At 43.0% G+C, this 17,380-nt stretch carries 12 protein-coding genes; 9 read left to right on the top strand and 3 right to left on the bottom strand.

The genetic code is table 11. The annotated features are described in order from the left end of the window. Positions 1-8: 8 nt before the first annotated feature. From gspJ to cysQ, 8 genes are all read left to right on the top strand, one after another. Positions 9-632: a type II secretion system minor pseudopilin GspJ gene (gene gspJ / locus ACTUJY_RS02045; protein WP_463614372.1), complete on the top strand. Its 624-nt coding sequence runs from the start codon at positions 9-11 to the stop codon at positions 630-632. Continuing rightward, complete coding sequence (gene gspK, locus ACTUJY_RS02040; RefSeq protein WP_463614371.1) at positions 629-1,732, top strand: type II secretion system minor pseudopilin GspK; 1,104 nt, start codon at positions 629-631, stop codon at positions 1,730-1,732. Before gspJ ends, gspK begins: the two co-directional genes overlap by 4 nt. Next, positions 1,732-2,967 (top strand): type II secretion system protein GspL, encoded by a 1,236-nt coding sequence (gene gspL / locus ACTUJY_RS02035; protein ID WP_463614370.1) that lies wholly within the window; start codon positions 1,732-1,734, stop codon positions 2,965-2,967. Before gspK ends, gspL begins: the two co-directional genes overlap by 1 nt. Then, a complete protein-coding gene (gene gspM / locus ACTUJY_RS02030) occupies positions 2,964-3,431 on the top strand; it encodes a type II secretion system protein GspM (RefSeq protein WP_463614369.1) in 468 nt (155 codons plus the stop codon). The genes gspL and gspM overlap by 4 nt, the downstream gene beginning before the upstream one ends. Positions 3,432-3,445: 14 nt before the next feature. Beyond that, the gene (locus tag ACTUJY_RS02025; protein WP_463614368.1) at positions 3,446-4,192 is read left to right on the top strand and encodes a type II secretion system protein N; all 747 of its coding nucleotides are present in this window, start codon (positions 3,446-3,448) and stop codon (positions 4,190-4,192) included. A gap of 21 nt (positions 4,193-4,213) precedes the next feature. Continuing rightward, entirely contained in the window at positions 4,214-4,870 is a 657-nt protein-coding gene (yrfG, locus tag ACTUJY_RS02020) for a GMP/IMP nucleotidase (protein WP_463614367.1), read from the top strand. Between the two features lie 10 nt (positions 4,871-4,880). After that, a complete protein-coding gene (nudE, locus tag ACTUJY_RS02015; protein ID WP_463614366.1) occupies positions 4,881-5,429 on the top strand; it encodes an ADP compounds hydrolase NudE in 549 nt (182 codons plus the stop codon). Between the two features lie 75 nt (positions 5,430-5,504). Continuing rightward, a complete protein-coding gene (gene cysQ / locus ACTUJY_RS02010; protein ID WP_463614365.1) occupies positions 5,505-6,320 on the top strand; it encodes a 3'(2'),5'-bisphosphate nucleotidase CysQ in 816 nt (271 codons plus the stop codon). A gap of 220 nt (positions 6,321-6,540) precedes the next feature. Here cysQ and ACTUJY_RS02005 read toward each other — a convergent pair whose 3' ends face one another. Beyond that, positions 6,541-6,765 carry a hypothetical protein gene (locus ACTUJY_RS02005; protein WP_463614364.1) on the bottom strand — a complete coding sequence of 75 codons (225 nt, stop codon included), beginning with the start codon at positions 6,763-6,765 and terminating at the stop codon, positions 6,541-6,543. Positions 6,766-7,125: 360 nt separating this feature from the next. Between ACTUJY_RS02005 and ACTUJY_RS02000 the strand changes: the two genes are divergently transcribed. Further along, the gene (locus ACTUJY_RS02000; RefSeq protein WP_463614363.1) at positions 7,126-9,075 is read left to right on the top strand and encodes a phosphatidylinositol-specific phospholipase C domain-containing protein; all 1,950 of its coding nucleotides are present in this window, start codon (positions 7,126-7,128) and stop codon (positions 9,073-9,075) included. 154 nt (positions 9,076-9,229) lie between these two features. Here the strand turns inward: ACTUJY_RS02000 and pbpC are convergent, their stop codons facing one another. Then, positions 9,230-11,596, bottom strand: coding sequence for a penicillin-binding protein 1C (gene pbpC, locus ACTUJY_RS01995; RefSeq protein ID WP_463614362.1), 2,367 nt, complete (start codon positions 11,594-11,596; stop codon positions 9,230-9,232). Then, on the bottom strand, positions 11,597-17,176 hold the full coding sequence (locus tag ACTUJY_RS01990) for an alpha-2-macroglobulin family protein (protein WP_463614361.1): 5,580 nt from the start codon (positions 17,174-17,176) through the stop codon (positions 11,597-11,599). Between the last annotated feature and the right edge of the window lie 204 nt (positions 17,177-17,380).

Raw genomic sequence — 17,380 nt, 5'->3', positions numbered from 1 at the left:
ACGTCAACATGATGAAAAAAGCGAGCGCATTTACTTTAATCGAAGTCTTAATCGCTGTGGCTATCACAGCGACGATTGCTGTATCTGCGTTCGCGATCCTTAATCAAGCATTGAAAACCCAAGAGCATGCAGAGATAAATGATGAGCGCCTTGCTCAATTACAACGAGCGTTTAATCGCATTTCAATTGATATTCAACAAATTGCACAGCGCAATGTTCGAAATTCTTACGGTGATTTGCAGCCCTATCTGATGGGGGATAAAAGCGCTGACGAAACCTTTTTAAGTTTAACGCGTCAGGGTAAACGCAACCCGGCCAATTTGCCGCGCACCGAACTGGAACGCCTTAGCTACAAATTGGAAGAAGACAAATTGATCCGTGAGCAATGGGTGGTGCTGGATTTGGCGCTGGAAGATCAGGTATTAAAGCGCGAGCTCATCGACGGAGTTAGCAAGTTTGAAGTGGAATTCTATTATGATGAACAATGGGTCGATACTTGGCCCGATGCGAATGCGGTCGCTAATGACGGAAATCAAAATGCGGTGGCCACCCCACAAGCGATAAAAGTCATCGTAGAATTTAAAGATCTGGGAGAGATCATTCAGATTTATCCGTTGGGTATGGGCTCATGAGACGCCAATCGGGTGTCACCTTACTGATCGTTTTGATTGTGGTTGCACTGGCAACTCTGATCGCGGCTCAACTCATTGAACACGGTACCTACAGTCAGCGACGTACCGAGTTAATTTTAGGACGTGAACAAGCCTATCAACTGGCGCTAGGTGGTGAAGCTCTCGCACAAAAATGGTTGGGTAAAGGCTTTGGCAAAGAAGAAAAAGTGCATCTGAATCAACCTTGGGCAACCACACCGTTTGAGTTTCCGGTTGAAGGCGGCGGCAAAATTTCGGCAACGGTGCGCGATGCGCAAAGCTGCTTTAATTTAAATGCTGTAGCTTCCAGTGGGAATAGCGGTCAAGATCGAAATAATCCAGGAGAGCCGCCGAGTTTAGGTGGTGGCGGTAAAGAGGACAATGGGGGGAAAGAGGACAATGGGGGGAAAGAGGATGATGGCACAACCAACCAACAACACCCCGATCAAACCATTTATTTAAACCTCGTTAACGAAGCATTAAAAGAAGTTGAAAATATCGAAGTGCGTCCTGAAGCACTCATGGCGACCCTAGTGGATTGGATCGACAACGATATTCAGCCGACCGGATTTGAAGGCGCTGAAGATCTGGAGTACACCGGCTACGAGTTGCCGTATCGCACCGCAAACAGTTTATTGGCTAGCAAGTCGGAACTGCGTGTTATTAAAGGCTATTCGGCAAAAGTGTACAAAGTATTAAAAGATTGGGTGTGCGTATTACCGGATGCGGAGTTGAATAAGATCAACATCAACACCTTAACTCCGGAGCAGGCACCATTGCTTTATGCGGTGATCAAATCGCAAAATGTTTCTTTGTCGGATGCGCAAAGTATTATCAGTGAGCGTCCTGAAGAAGGTTATGATGATGTGAATGAAGCGTTAAAAAATCTAGGACAAAGTAATACCTCTAATCAGAACAGTAAGTCTCGAGATCGACTCACTGTCACCACCGAATACTTTGTTGTGGATATCAAAGTCGACTTGCGGGGCGCATCGTTAAAAATGAAATCACTACTCAAGCGTAATGGGCAACCTTCGAAATACAACTTTGATGTTGTTGCACGTTATTTTGGAGAGTTTTAATGAAGAATCGATTATTCATTCGATTACCGGAAAGTAATCTCGGTGCTCTGTACTGGGGTATTTGGAGCCAGGATCAACAGCAATGGCTAGAGCAGGGTGAATTGCTGGCAGTTGACTTAATTGCGTTGGCTGAAAAATCACAAAAGTGTGACACGATAGCCATTGCACCTGCATCAAAAGTGTCGTGCAAAAAAGTGAATACTCCGGCCAAGCAACTCAAACAGATCCAACGCGCGGTACCCTATATGCTTGAAGATCAGTTGGCGCATCCCATTGATCAATTGCACTTTGCTTACGGGAAACGTGATAAATCCGGCGATATCAGTGTGCAGTGGACGACGCACTCTCAAATGCAACAATGGCTCCAATGGTTTGAGCAGTCGGAAATAAAAGTTGATTACTTGATCAATGAAATGGAACTGTTTCAAGGTGCCGATGACGCGATAGAAATTATTTTGCATGAGCAAACGGCAATCATCAATCAACATGGCAATAAGCGTTGGGTGTGCCAGCGCGATTTATTGCCGATGATGTTGCCTGACATGCTGTCACAAGATGAAAGCGAAGAGCATGAAGCATCGTTCGATGCTATTCGTGTGTTTCATGTTGGTGAGCTGGAAGAGTTTTGGCAGCAACATGAAAATGCCATTGGTCAGCCACTCAAGGCGATCGAATTATTGGAAGCGCAAGCATTAACGTTCGACCGTGCACAGGTGAACTTATTGCAGCAAGAGTACACGCCTAAGAAAGAATCCAACCTGCAATGGCAAAAGTATCGTTCACTCGCTTATATCATGGGTGTTGCATTTATCGTTTATCTTGGTTTTCAAGGCTCTAACTATTACGCCTTAAACAAAGAGTATGAAGCATTAAATAATCAAGGGGTTGAGCTGTTTAACCAGGCTTTTTCTCGACGTCCTAGAGCGGGCAGTTTATTGGGGCAAACGGAACGATTAATGAAGCGATCCGGTGGCGATGCTAAACAAGGAGAGTTCTTATTGTTATTGAATAAAACATCGGCTCAAATTGCATCTACCAGTACCATTAAGCCAACCAGTATTACTTTCGATGGTCGAAAATCTGAATTGCGCATTGATGTGCTAGCTCCAGATTATCAGACTCTAAATCAGTTTAAAGACGAATTAAGCAAAAGCGGTTTACAAGTGGATATGTCATCAGCCAGTGCTCAAGGCAGTCAATATTCCACTCGTTTGTCGATAAGGAGCGGATCATGAATCAATTAATGGAACGGTATGAACAACTCTCCGAACGCGATCAAAAAGTGGTGCAGATTGCAACGCCGGTCGTTATTGTTCTGCTTTTGATTTTTGCTGTGATCGTTCCGGTTCAAAATGCGGTGAATGACAAGCAAGACCAAGTGGTAGACAATAAAAAAGCGATTGTCCTGCTGCAAGGTTTGGCGCCGGCGAGCAACCAAAGCTCAGGTAAAAAAAGTTTTTCTTCTTTGACCAATGTGATCACCAATACCACTCGGCAATACGGTTTTCGACTCGATCGGTTTGAGGAAAAGAAAAATGGCGAAATCAATGTTTGGTTTGACAACATCGCGTTTGACCAAATGTTAAATTGGTTAGCTCAATTGGAGAATGAGTATGGCATTATCACATCGCACCTTTCCGTTTCGCAAAGTGGTGAAGTTGGTATTGTTCGTGCCAATGTCAGGTTGATTTCCGGTTAAAGGCATAAAGCATTATGACAAAAAAAACGGTATTCCTTTCTATTTTATTGTTTCTGGTGTTTCTATTGGGAACTTTTCCAGCTCGCACTGCGATTAATTTGTTGCCGGAATCAATACAGGTAAATGCTTCAGGAGTCGGTGGCAGTTTATGGTCGGGCTCGGCAGCCAGTATCGAAGTGAATCGTCAATCAATGGCTAATGTTGACTGGTCATTCAACCCTTTTTGGTTGTTCACCGGCAAATTGGGTGGTCGTATAAAAACCGATGATCCTCGTATAAAACTCGACGGTGGTTGGCGTTTGGGGTTTGATCAAACGGTATACCTCTCCGAAATGACCATTAAAGTATCCGCAGAGCAGCTATCGCCTTATTTACCGATGCGAGGCATGGCATTACAGGGTGATTTTCGAATTGATGTTGAAAGTTTGTCTTTCAATGAAGAACATGGCCCACAAGATGTCGAAGCTACGCTTTATTGGTTAAAAGGCGCTGCATCCATTACAGGGCCGGTCGTTAGGTTGGGAAACTTTACTTTAAAAGCGCATTCGCTTGAAGACGGAAGTATTGAGCTGGCGTTGCAACCGAGTAAAAATGCACTTGATGCGAAAGGCAAGGCGCAAATTTTCTGGCCGAAAGAAATTAAACTCGATATTTCTGTTACTGAACAAGTGCCCGATCAGCTCAAAAGTACCATCGCTTTTCTTAAGAAAGGCGACGACAATCGACGTAGTTTGAACATGACATTGCCTTTACGAATGTAAGATGGTTTGAGGATATAATATATGTCACCAGTTGTTTGGGAAGATGTTGATACCGTACTTTTGGACATGGATGGTACCATTCTTGATTTGCACTTCGACAATTACTTTTGGCTGACTTATTTACCACAAGTGTACGCTGAAAAAAATAAGATCACACAAGAACAAGCACAACAAAAACTCTATGATCATTTTGATGCGTTAAAAGGTACATTAAATTGGTATTGTTTGGATTATTGGAGTGATAGCTTGAAGTTAGACATTGTTGCGATGAAGAAAGCAATAGCGCATAAAGTGTCTTTTCGTCCTCAAGCAATTGAGTTTCTGGAGTTTTTGAATGCTCATAATAAAAAAGTTTATTTGGCAACGAATGCGCACGAGAAAAGTCTTGAAATCAAAATGTTAAACAGCAACTTTCATCAGTATTTTGATGAATTGATTTCTTCTCATGAGTTTGGTGTACCCAAAGAAGAGCAACACTTTTGGAAAAAATTAGAACAACGCATCGGATTTGATAAGCAACGTACTTTGTTTGTTGACGATAACGCAATGGTATTAGACTCTGCGGTTACTTATGGCATAAAGTATGTTTTAGGTGTTGCACAACCCGACAGTCAACGTCCTCCTCGAGAAACACCGCCGCATTATGTGATCCATCAGTTCCGCGATATTATGAATTAAATTCACCGGTATGAGACAAAAACCTAAGATTTTAAAGCAACAAGAAATTGCTAAAACACGACTGTTTTGTGTTGAAGAGTTACACTTATTGTTTTCCAACGGCGAACAGCGAGTTTATGAGCGACTTAAAGCCGGTGGCAGTGGTGCGGTAATGATCATTGCTATTGATGATAAACAACAGTTGATGTTGATCCGTGAGTACGCAGCGGGTGTTGATGCGTATGAATTGGCTTTACCGAAAGGTCTGGTTGAAAAAGGTGAAGATATATTGCATGCGGCTGAGCGCGAATTAAAAGAAGAGGTGGGCCTTGGTGCGCGTAGACTAACAGAGATTAAGCAGGTTTCACTGGCTCCAGGGTATTTAAGTCATCGCATGAGTATTGTATTAGCGGAGGATCTTTACGAGGACCCACTGCCGGGTGATGAACCAGAACCCATCGAAGTGGTTCCTTATCCACTGGAAAAAATTGATGAGTTGATAATGCAAGAGGATTTTACCGAAGCACGCAGTATTGCTGCCCTTTATTTGGTACGAGATCATCTCGCTAATCGATCATAATGAAAGCCAAGCGGACTCCTTCACAAACTTCGATATTTAATCCCTAACTCGATTTAAAATGTTTCGGACTTATAAATGAATTATAGCGATTTGATAGAGCCAGTCATTACATTATCTAGGCAAGCGGGTGACGCCATTTTACGTGTTTATCAGCGTGACGATTTTGGCGAACGCATAAAATCGGATGACTCGCCTCTTACCGAAGCGGATTTGGCCTCACATCGCATAATCGTTGACGGTTTAAAAGCGTTAACGCCGAATATTCCGGCATTATCGGAAGAAAGTCATAACATTGCTTACGACGATCGAAAAAGCTGGCAAACATACTGGTTGGTGGACCCGCTTGATGGGACTAAAGAGTTTATCGCGCGCAATGATGACTTTACGACCAATATAGCGTTGATCCATGACCATCAACCGGTGTTGGGGGTGATTTTTATTCCTGTGTTTAATGCCTTTTATTTTGCTGCGAAGTATTTTGGCGCTTATAGACAAACGGGTAATAATGCGAAAGAGAAAATTCAGGTACGCTCGGTTCCAAATGTTGAGGGAGAAAAACATTACACCATTGTTGCCAGTCGCCGGCATGGTTTGGATAAAGTGAAAAATATGTGCCAGCACATGCCTCAATTCGACTTAACCAGTCGAGGCAGCTCGTTAAAGATGTGTTTGGTGGCAGAAGGCAATGCCGATGTTTATCCTCGACTCGCGCCGACTTCTGAGTGGGACACAGCCGCCGCGCAAATTATTGTCGAAGAAGCCGGTGGGCAATTAGTGAAAACGGATTTTTCACCCTTACGGTATAATACGAAGGAAGAGCTATTGAATCCCCATTTTCTTGTGTTGGGGGATCCTAAAGAAAACTGGCAAAAAACCATTGTGATCGAGTAATTTTTGGTAGCTCTTATTTAACTTGACGGTGTAAATTTAGAGTTTGTCCGAATTGTATTACTCCTTTTCCTTCTGTCGCACCAGAAGCTGATATTTCCGATATCGTTTAGTTCTTTCAAAATAACATTATCTAGGCTTTACTTTTTGATGTACATCTGCGCGCCCTGTGCAGGACACGTATCTTATGGCCGGAGCGAAAAACAGCAGAGTGTTGTATGTATTAGTGCTGTTTTTCCTTAAAGGCAATAACTATACCCGCTAAAAGTACTAACAAGCCTGCGGCACTTGTCATATAAAAAGGGAGTGGTGTGATATTTATATTGCCAGTAAACCCTGCTGTTAAAGCAGCATTCATTGTACCTACTTGATAAGAGAAGCCTCCTATTGCCGAGATAATAATGAGTGAGCCTGAAATGATTAATGACAATGTTACTTTGTGATTCATATTGATTGCTTCCTTAACAATTATTACTTGAGTGATAAAAGGACCCAAAGAGCCCCATATTCGGACCTTTCTTATCGTGATTTTCGCATATATTAAAACGAAGACACAATGTTAAAATTATCATAATAATACTGAATGTATAAAGTTAGTAAGGAAGATTGGATTCGCTATTTATCATGTGATTCTTAGTAATGTATACCAAATAAAGCCTCCGGTTAGGCATCCGCAACATTATTGTCGGTATTTTCTTGTGAGTTGTCGCTTGTTTACGAACCTTTTTATCTGTCTTTTGTTTAAATTTTAGTTGCGTTTATCGTAAAAACTCTCATGTATTCAAACTAACTTTAGGAGACAGATATTGTGCAATATGTAAATGCTAAACTCTTAAAAAGCTTTTACTTGGTACCGCTGATGTGGTTGGGGATTATTACCAATACTTTAGCGGAAACCGACTCAAAATCAGATTATTCCATTCAATCGGTCGACAATAAAATTCATATATTTTGGCGCAGTGATTCGAACGATCTCATGCAAACATTATTTAATGGGCAGCATTGGAAAACCTATCGATATGATCAGAAAACTTACGGACGCCCAGTGGTACATTACTTTAATGGTACCTACTATGTATTTTACACAAACCGCGATAATATCCTCCAGCAGGCCAGTTATAATGCGCAACAAGGATGGATATATGACAATATTGGAGACAAAATTAAAGGCTATCCGGATATTTCCGAGCTGGATGGAAATCTCTACGTGTTTTACAGAACGGATGATAATTTCTTAAAAGTCCGTAAATTAATAAAAGACGCATGGATTAGCTCTGTAATAGACAGTGATATCGCTGGACAACCTGCTGTTACTCAATATTATGATGGACTGCATGTTTTTTATCGAAGTAAAGACGGTCGATTACGCAATAGCTTTTACTATGATAACCATTGGAGCTTTGTGACACATAATGATTCTATAACAGGTACGCCTTCAGCTATTCAATACTATGATACTCTTCAGGTATTCTATCGTGACAATAACAATGACCTTCGTCAGTCGTTTTTTGATGGCTTCTGGAAAAGGAATACTTTGGCTAAACAAGTTGCCAATAACCCACGGTCAATACAATACGGCGATAGCCTCCATGTTTATTACAAAAATACACAGGGTGCATTAATCGATACTTGGTTTGGAGGCAGTTGGACGAATCATACACAAGCTGCATGGATAGATTCTGAGGCATTCCCAATTAACCATAATAATAGTTTACCCAATGTGTTTTTTCGCGGAGTTAATGGGCAATTTTACAGCAGCTATTTTCAAAATGACAAGTGGTACACGCATTCGTTACCCATGCATTCTGATGCTACGATTACCATTAAAAAAGATTATAATGCGAACTGGATGGCCTCCATTTATGATGAAAAATCGCATATCCAGCTGAAAAATATTCCTATACCAGGTACTCATGATTCTGCCACAGATGAAATGACGACGAGTAATGGCTTCGCTGCAAACTATGACAGTGGTTTAAAGTTTTTTGGTCATGGTGTGGCTTATAAAGCCGGAAAAGCACAAACGAAGTCAATTTATCGACAGCTTAAAGACGGTATTCGATATTTGGATATTCGTGTTGAAAATAATAGTCATGGATTAATGACTTACCACGGATTGACATCAAATTTTGTGGTATCGAATTATCCTCAAATTGATAATACCGTATTGGCTCAAATCGACCAATTTACTGATGAGCATCCAAGAGAAATAGTTATTGTTGATTTTCAATCATTAGTAGACTTCTCACAAAGTGCGACAATCCGATTGTTGGACCAGTTACAACTACACCTGGGGGATAAATTGGCTACTCCAAATGCAAATATGACGTTTGAAGATATGTGGAGTCAAAATAAAAATGTGATTGTTCTCGGAAATATTATCAATCATGTTATGGAAGATAACTCATATGTTTGGAATCGAGCGCAATACACGAAAAGCCATTGGTCAAACACCAGGCACTCAGATACGGTTATTGGAGAAATGGTTGCAACTTTAATGAATCGTAGTGATGATGCTTTTTATATCAGTCAAGCGGTCGTAACTCCCGATTTTACTACAATTGCTTCGGGTAAAAGTTTATTGGAAATGGCAGAAGACTGGATGAACCCTGAGTTTTCCTGGGTGCTCGATTCTCTTTATTGGATAGGACGAGCTCATGGTAAAAACTTGAACATTGTCATAGCGGATGCTTATGATAAGGGTGAGTTAGTGTCAAAAATAATACAACTCAATCAGGTGAATGCCAGTCTTAATTAAAAAGAAAATTAATTTGAAAGCAATGAGTGAGTGTTAACGATTAATTAGGTGTATTGATACGCACCTAATTAATCTTCGCAATTATTTTTAAAGGTTGGCTTTGATTGAAAGTACTTCCGAAGAACGCGTTTGCCTGTTTAGTGAATGCTTAGAATTACTCGGAGCCTAAAACTTTTACCCTTCGCTGCAATACATGTCCATCCTGATCTACGAGAGTAATGGTGTGGTATCCAGGTGAAAGTTGAAATGTTTTTTGATGAAATTCTCGAGTGGACCCATAAAATTGATTGTCAATATGCCAAAAAATATTCGAATGAACTTTTCTGTGGACTGCTTCAAAAACAACATGTGAAAGCTTGCCATTTAAATCACGAGGAATATAAATCGAGCTGTTGTTTGATGGATAAATAAAAGCCATGGGCGAGCGAGCGTTGTCATTTGTAATTGATAAGCAGTCTGACCGAACGATGGGGAGAACCGGATAGTCGCTATGGAGTCGTTTGTAATAAAACTCTTTCTCCGGCGGTAATTGAAATATGGTTTTCTGGTGAATGTTTCTAACTTTCTCACACCCACTGTGAACTTGAAATTGCCCTGTTTTGTCGGTGTGTATTAAGCGATGGTGTGGTGTAAGCTGATTAAAGTGATTGGTACGATTGATCCAAAGCAGTTCGTCTTCACAATGCCCATTTGCCAAATAACCGTTGTCTTTGCAAACGGCAACTTGTTTTAAATCGTGGAAAGGCTTAGCAAACCATTCGCTTTTGGGTAAAAAATCAAAAATATCGAACAGGATTGGTGCAGCTGCGGTAACACCAGTGAGCCCGGCGACACCTTCGCCATTGGCGTTACCAACCCATACGGCAACCGTCCATTTCGGCGTGACGCCGATTGCCCAAGCGTCGCGTAATCCAAAACTGGTGCCGGTTTTCCAGGCAATTTTTTGCGCGCGTTGAAAATGTTGCCATTGGCTTTCGATACCCGGACGTACTACTTCAGTTAACGCTTCCAGCGTCAGCCAGGCACTGCCTTGACTGATTTCAACCGGGTTAAGAAAATCGTCTTGTTGTTCGGAAAACAACTTTAACGACCGATAATGCGTTTGCCCAGCATGTTGAGCCATGTACGCAAGGTTCGCATAAGTTTGCGTCATTTCCCAAAGTGTTGTTTCTGCACCGCCTAAGATTAAAGTCAGCCCATAATCATCTGCTGGTCGGTGCAATGTGGTTACACCGGCTTGCTGTAAAAATCGGTAGAAATTTTCGACACCGTGTTGTTGTAGCATGCGTACCGATGGAATATTTAACGATTGGGACAGTGCCGTTTTTGCGGGTACGGCACCTCGATATTCGCGGTCGTAATTTTCCGGCGCGTAACCGGAAAAGTGACTGGGTAAATCGGCGATCAAAGTAGTGGGCAGTAACTCGCCCTGTTCCAGCATGGTTGCATACAGCAGTGGTTTTAAAATGCTACCGCTACTACGCGGGCGATGCATCAAATCCATGGCGTATCCTGAAAAGCGTTCGGTATTGTAATCACTGTTGCCTATGTAAGCGCGCACACTTAAATTCAAATTGTCGACAACCAGTGCTGCAGCATTTCCAACTTGTTGCTGTTGTAACTGACGGCTGGCTCGTTGAACGATGCGATTAATTTGTGATTGCCAATGTTGATTAAGCGTCGTGTGAAAGCGACTTTCTGAATTTGCTTTCTCAATTGCCAGCCTGTCGATTAAGTGGGGTGCTAGTTGTGGCATCGTTTGCACTCCTAGCGGCAAGGGTTCCGCTATCGCAAGCTGATAGTCAAGTATTGAAAGGGAACCTTGTCGCGATAGCCGCTTTAATAACCGATCACGTTTTTGTTTGAGTAAGTCTCTATTTTTTTCTAAGTGGATCAAAGCGGGTGCATTGGGTAAAACCGCTAACAGGGCACTTTCTGCCCAACTGAGTTGTTGCGGCGCGCGTCCGAAATATCGCCAAGATGCGGCTTCAAGGCCTACGGTATTGCCACCAAAAGGCGCATGGCTGGCGTAAAGACTTAAAATTTCTTCCTTGCTGAAACTCATTTCGAGTCGTATTGCCAACAACATTTCTTTCAGTTTTTCCCAATAACTGCGTGATGGATTATTACGTGACAAACGAATGGTTTGCATGGTGAGAGTGCTGGCACCGCTCACCCGTCGTGCGCTGGTCAGGTTACTGAAAATTGCTCGACCTAACGCAAGTGGATCCACACCTGGATGGTATTCGAAACGCTTGTCTTCAAAGGCGAGTAATGCCTGTTTGAATTTTTTCGGCATTTGGGTGGACAGTGGAAAACGCCACTGTTGATCGTCGGCAATACGTGCGCTTAACAAGTTTCCCTGTTCACTCAACAATATCTTTGAGTTCGGCTTGGTAAACAAGGGTTCTGGTAACCATTGCCAATAGCAAAAAAGTAAAATGGATATGAGCAAAAGCAGCAGCCAACGTTTACGTAACCATTGGCTTCGCTTTTTCGGCGATGAAAGTTTGCTATTCATTTATTCGCCTTGTTTAACAACGTTTACCCAGCGGCCGGATGTTTTTGCGTATTTGCTGGCATCGTACATAGGTTCTACTTTAAATGCTGGTAAGTAAAAACGCCCCAGGTAAGCGGCATTTACAAAAGTCGTGACCGTTATTTTCTGGTTTTTCTTTAAACCAAAATAACTGTATATACGATCGTCGCGAATATCCTGATAATCTAGATCTTTTTGGGTGCTATTGCCTTCATCGAGTCGTTGATTGTGAATTTCCCAGCCAGATGGGAGAATCTGTGTTAACGCCAGATTTTGGAAATCTTCTGCCGTTGGATTATTAACCGTTACCACAATTTGCAAATCCTGGCCTTGGGTTAAACGTGCCGGATCGATCGGTTCTCCGGTGGTATCTAGGTAACTTACCGAGAGAGTGAGTTCGTTATTTTCCGATAATTCATGACCGGGTTTCGGTTGGCCTTCAGCATTTAAAGTGATGTACAGTTTTTTATCCGAAGCGTTTTGAAGATTGATGGGCAGTGTGTTGTTGTCGTCAACTTCAATTTCAGATTGCCAAATAGGCGTTTTAAACTGAAGGATTTCTTTTGCTTTGTCTGCTATTTTCAGCTCAGCTTTTGCATTATTACTTTGCGTGTTGGCGTTATCTTTAACATAGCGACTCATAGCGTTTAATGCATAAGCGGTGCTTTGCGTACTGAGCCATCGCGGTGAAGACAGAACCGTTGATAATTGTTCGGCTACTTGTTCGGCGCGTGTTTTATCTTGCAGTATCACCAGACTTTCCAAAATAATCGCCAAGTCTCGTACATCGCTTGCAAAAGTATGACCTGCTCGCGAATAAGGTTTTACGGAAACCGGTAACGATTGCACCAGTTGTTTGGCCGCATCGGGTTGACCAACACGTTGATACGTTGCGGCCAAATACCAGCGGCTGATATGGGTTAAATCCTTGCGTTCACGTAATCGATTCATGGCACTGAGTGCCGGCTCACCGGCGAGCGCCAAAGTATAGAGGCGATAACTTTGTGGATCTGTATCGCCAGTCAACCAGTTGTTCGCTTGTGTTTTTTGATAGGTCACCCATTGCGAGAGCGTATGACTGGGCACCTGATAACCTTGCGCTTTGGCTTCCAGTAAAAAATGACCGGCGTAATTGGTACCCCAATCATGAACATTGTTAGTACCCGACCAGTAAAGAAAACCGCCTTGCGGATGTTGAAAACTGCGTAAGCGTTCGATGGCGGCAGCCACGTTATTCTCAATTTGATCGGCGCGTTCCGGTGGCAATGACAACAGCTCGTTTAAATACAATTGTGGGAATGCCGCCGACGTGGTTTGTTCGATACAACCGTGTGGATAGCGGATCAAATATTTCAAACGCCAGTCGAGGTTCATTGGTGGAACTTGCGATATTTCTAACATTAATCGGTTGGTGCCGGACAAACCAAAGGGTTCGAATTGGTGTTGCCAATGTTTTCCTGCTTCGACCACCGATTGTTGTTGGCGACGCGTTACAGGATTAGCGCTTCGAATGTCGAGATAAATCTCTTGTGTCGCTACAAAATTGCCCTGTTGCGCGGTGAATTTTAAATGGCCTTTACCCAATTTCTCGTTCACTTTCACTTTGATCATTCCCAACTGATCACCAGGTTCGGCAAAGTGCAGTGTTTGTAGGGCATCATCAATTAACTCAAAGTGATCGTCTGCTTCTAAACTTAATTTAACGTCACCTAATGCTTGTTCATTCACAAACACCGCAACCGGAATACTGATGGTTTCTTCCGGACCTACCACTCTTGGTACCGTTGGTAACAGGTTGACGGCTTGTCGAACAAACACCTGCTTTTCGGTAGAGCCATAAGCCGTCTGATCACCGGCCACTAACATGACTCGCACTGCTCCTAAGTATTGCGGAATATCCACTTGATGAGTATTGGTGGCACCGGCACTGAGTTTGAAGGGACCTAAAAATCGGACCACCGGTGGAAAGCGCTTTTTATCTTTTTCACCCTCGTTGTCGTCGACGCTGCCATCACCTCCGAGTGCTAAAACTCGTTCCAGTTCACCGCCGTAGGTACCGACCACTTCATCGAACAGATCCCAGGTTTTTACGCCCAAAGCTTCTTTCTTGTAAAACTGTGCGTGCAAATTGGGTGTGCGAAAACGCGTGATGCCTAACAGTCCTTCATCCACCACGGCCAAAGTATACGTCATGGTTTTACCGGTTTTTTCGTTTACCAAAATTTGGGCACTCGACTTGGGGGCCCACTCTTCATCTACATTGAGTTGCGGTGATAAACGCGTTTGGGGATCATCTACCAAAAGCGGTAACACGCCAAATAACCGAATGGGTAAGTCGTTATTTTTTCCTTGGTGAGGCTGCAGAATCATTACCGAGACGTAGGCGTTAGGGCTCATATGATCGGTGATCGGTATATTAAATGTTGGATCCAGAGGATCAATATCCAACCAGAATCGTTCGAGTATCTGACTGCCGGTTTCAATACTGATAAACGCCTTACCTTGATTGGAGGCGGGTAATTGAATTTTTGCTGTGTCACCAACCACGTAGTTTTCTTTATCCGATGAAATGTGGATCACACTCGCTCCTGCCGATTTTTCCGCGCGTGCTTTGCCGGCCCAACCTGGCCAATCAATATAAAATATTTCGCCACTGCAATGACCGCCTTGTGTGTCACATACGCGTACCAAGTATCGTCCCCAAGCCGGATATTTAATATTAAATTGCCATTGACCTCGGCCGTTGGCTGTTGCAATCACATCGCGTTGCAACGCTTCGGTCGCATGTGCACTGGCGTATTTGGCTAGCGACTCACCGGACTGATCCCACCACCATTTCCAGTCGATTTTAAACAGTGTGACCTCTACTGCGCTTGAAGAAGCTTCGCTGCCGTCGGCATTAACGGATGCAATTTCAACCGTATGGTTGGTGTCGGTTAATAACATGTTGCGCTTGCTGTCGCCTGTCGGTAGTTTGAGCCCAACGTATTGATCATAAGGATGTAGCGTTAATCGTTGGCGTTCACTGCTAAAGGCACCACTTTCTTCGAATACACGACTGATGAAATTGGCATTCAGCATTCCGGGTGGACGCTGATTGATTTGAATGTTGGCATCAAAGTTAACCTGGCCTGCGTTATCCAGTCGTCCTTCAAATACTTTTTGTTTGTGACCGTTAAATTTTCTGACTGGATCATCAAAGTTGTAATTGTTAAATGAATCAAAGCGAGTTGTGGTTGGTGATAAAACCAGGTGTACATCGGCCTTGAGTCGTTCGGCTTTGGCACCATGTAGCCACTGAGAAAACAATTGTAATGGCAAAGGTGAATCCGATGCGCGTAGAACGTTTTTAGTCGACTTTAACTCCACTTTTAATCGATTTGGAATCACTGCTTCAATTTTCAATCGATTTTCAAAGGTCAAGCCGCCCAGTCGCGCGATTGCTTTCCAATTGCCGGTGATGGCATTGTTATCGGTTTTTAGGTGAAAGGCGTAAAAGTTTTCGACTGGCTGATTATTGGTTCGACTGACAATCAATTGACCTTTTGGATTATAAAGTTCGAGCGTTACGGGGTGGTTGGCTGGCAGTCGTTTTTCTTTATCCTGCAAAACAAAGGTCAGGTAGATATCATCTCCCGGTCGCCAGACGCCGCGTTCGCCATAAATATAACCTTTTATGCCCTGCGCTACTGTTTCGCCGCCGACATTAAAGTGGGAAGTGGGTAGTGCCATGTTGGGCGACAACTTCAAGTAACCGGACTGTTTACTGTATTGTGCGTGTAAATAAAAAGCGGCAGAATCGAGCGTAATTTCCGCCAGCCCTTGCGCATCCGTTTGCACTTGTTTCATTTGTTGATGTTGATAGTTGTACACACTCAGGTTGACATTGGCTAGGGGTCTTCCGCTGAGGATATCGGTGGTCGCCACGATTAATTTTTGATCGTTACCCTGTTTGGCAATTATGCCAATGTTGCTGGCAAAAAAGTTTCGACTGCTTTCGATGTTTTCACCCCAACGAAAATAGGCGTCTTTACAAGCGTTGGTGCGATCACGCCAGCGCATTTGTGCATTGTTATAATAATTTTCATAGCCATCCCAGTTACTGCGCTCGGTCATGTTTTGCGCGTTGTAATTGATAAACGCCTCTTCTTTTACAACCGGCACTGCGTTTTCCTCTTCTGAGCACACAAATGTCGAGTTACCGCGATTAATGGACAATGTTAAACGGAAAATAGCACCAGGGTGTTTATTTAATAGTTTGGATACATCCAAAGCGTAACGGCCCCAGGTATCTTGCATCGGGCTTTGTAAATCGATGGTTTTCCGCCAAATGTAGCGACCGACACGATAACTGTCGCTGTCGCCGTCGAGTTGATTCACTTGCAAAAACTGGCCAATGTTGTTGGCGTAAATTTGAAATGCAGTGACTTGTACCGAGTCGATGTTGACCGCTTCAAAGGGGACGGATTGAATTTTAGTATTGGGTAAGATCACACCTTTACCGACAAAGCGTACTTGCGGTTTTTCACTGAGAAACATAAGGGTTTTACTAACCGTTTCGCCAAGTACAAATCCAGCTTTATTTTGAATGCCTTGATCCAGCGTAATGGTCACCTCACCTTGAAAAAGAGTTTTCGGAAAAAGTTTAATGCGGTTACCTTCGCGCCTTAAGGTAAAGTTTCCGCTTGAAAGCTGAATAAAGTCACGCAAATTTTGTGTGGTCGATAACGCTTCGGTAAAGTTTAATTCAATCGATTGGCCATCGCCTTGTATTGCGTTTACGCTGGTCAGTTTAAATTCGCCAATTGCGGGAATGCCAATTGATCGCGTTCCCACTTCATTAACATCAATAAAGGAACCATTCCATTGCAACTCAATTTGTGTGGCTTGCGTTTGCCGCTCAATACCTTCGATGATAAATCGATGTTTCTTCCCATTGTCTGTGTGTGCCCATTGAATATCGAGCGGTTGTTGAAGGTGATGTGCTTGCAGCATTTTTTCTACGGCTTGTCTATCGGCAAAGTCGGCTGTACTGATGTTGCCGTTGATGGTGACTTGATTGTCGGCCTGAGCTTGAACACCATCGAACGACATTTCGAAATCCTGTGTGATTACCGATACATTAAAATCAAATCGCTTTAAATTCTCCGGAAATCCGGGGAAATTTACGGTATTCACTGTAATTTGAAATTGCTGACCAGAAGGTAAAGGCTGTTTGGGACGAATTTCGATTTGCTGGCGATTGATGTAGGTAATATCGGCATCGATCTTGGGAGTTACTGCAACTCTATCGGCTGCGGACTGGTCAATCTGTTGGGTATCGATAATTGGGCCGAAAAAACGTATTGTGATTGGTGATTTTCGTGAAATGATGCCGCGACTGTGGCTTTGGATGTATTGATTCCATTGGGGGAGTTCCTGTGCTGAACTGTCAATTACTGAAGATTTGCCCTTTTGCGGTTGGCCGATCGCTGGCTTATGCTCCTTTTCATCGTCGCTGCAGGACAATATTAAAGTTAACAGCAGCACGCTGAATGTCGCGCGTTTTATTGAAGACCTCATTGAATTGCTCCAGTCCCAAATTTTTTTAAGGAATACTCGATATATCAATATTGAAAGATGATTGTAGTTGCTAAATCTGGCAACAAAAAGGCGAAAATGAGGCCTCATTCTGATCAATAAATAAAGTAAATTCGAGTTTCCGAGTTACCTTTGTAATATTTACGTTGCAACAAGTATCAGGATTAATAACAATCTATTCTTAAG

The organism is Pleionea sp. WD8-19 (assembly GCF_055326765.1).
Note: the sequence above shows the minus strand (reverse complement) of the source record. Positions and strands in the feature narration are given on the sequence as shown.

Coding starts and splice junctions, on each gene's coding strand:
- gspJ (WP_463614372.1), top strand. CDS start 9: ATGATGAAAAAAGCGAGCGCATTTACTTTAATCGAAGTCTTAATCGCT.
- gspK (WP_463614371.1), top strand. CDS start 629: ATGAGACGCCAATCGGGTGTCACCTTACTGATCGTTTTGATTGTGGTT.
- gspL (WP_463614370.1), top strand. CDS start 1,732: ATGAAGAATCGATTATTCATTCGATTACCGGAAAGTAATCTCGGTGCT.
- gspM (WP_463614369.1), top strand. CDS start 2,964: ATGAATCAATTAATGGAACGGTATGAACAACTCTCCGAACGCGATCAA.
- ACTUJY_RS02025 (WP_463614368.1), top strand. CDS start 3,446: ATGACAAAAAAAACGGTATTCCTTTCTATTTTATTGTTTCTGGTGTTT.
- yrfG (WP_463614367.1), top strand. CDS start 4,214: ATGTCACCAGTTGTTTGGGAAGATGTTGATACCGTACTTTTGGACATG.
- nudE (WP_463614366.1), top strand. CDS start 4,881: ATGAGACAAAAACCTAAGATTTTAAAGCAACAAGAAATTGCTAAAACA.
- cysQ (WP_463614365.1), top strand. CDS start 5,505: ATGAATTATAGCGATTTGATAGAGCCAGTCATTACATTATCTAGGCAA.
- ACTUJY_RS02005 (WP_463614364.1), bottom strand. CDS start 6,765: ATGAATCACAAAGTAACATTGTCATTAATCATTTCAGGCTCACTCATT.
- pbpC (WP_463614362.1), bottom strand. CDS start 11,596: ATGAATAGCAAACTTTCATCGCCGAAAAAGCGAAGCCAATGGTTACGT.
- ACTUJY_RS01990 (WP_463614361.1), bottom strand. CDS start 17,176: ATGAGGTCTTCAATAAAACGCGCGACATTCAGCGTGCTGCTGTTAACT.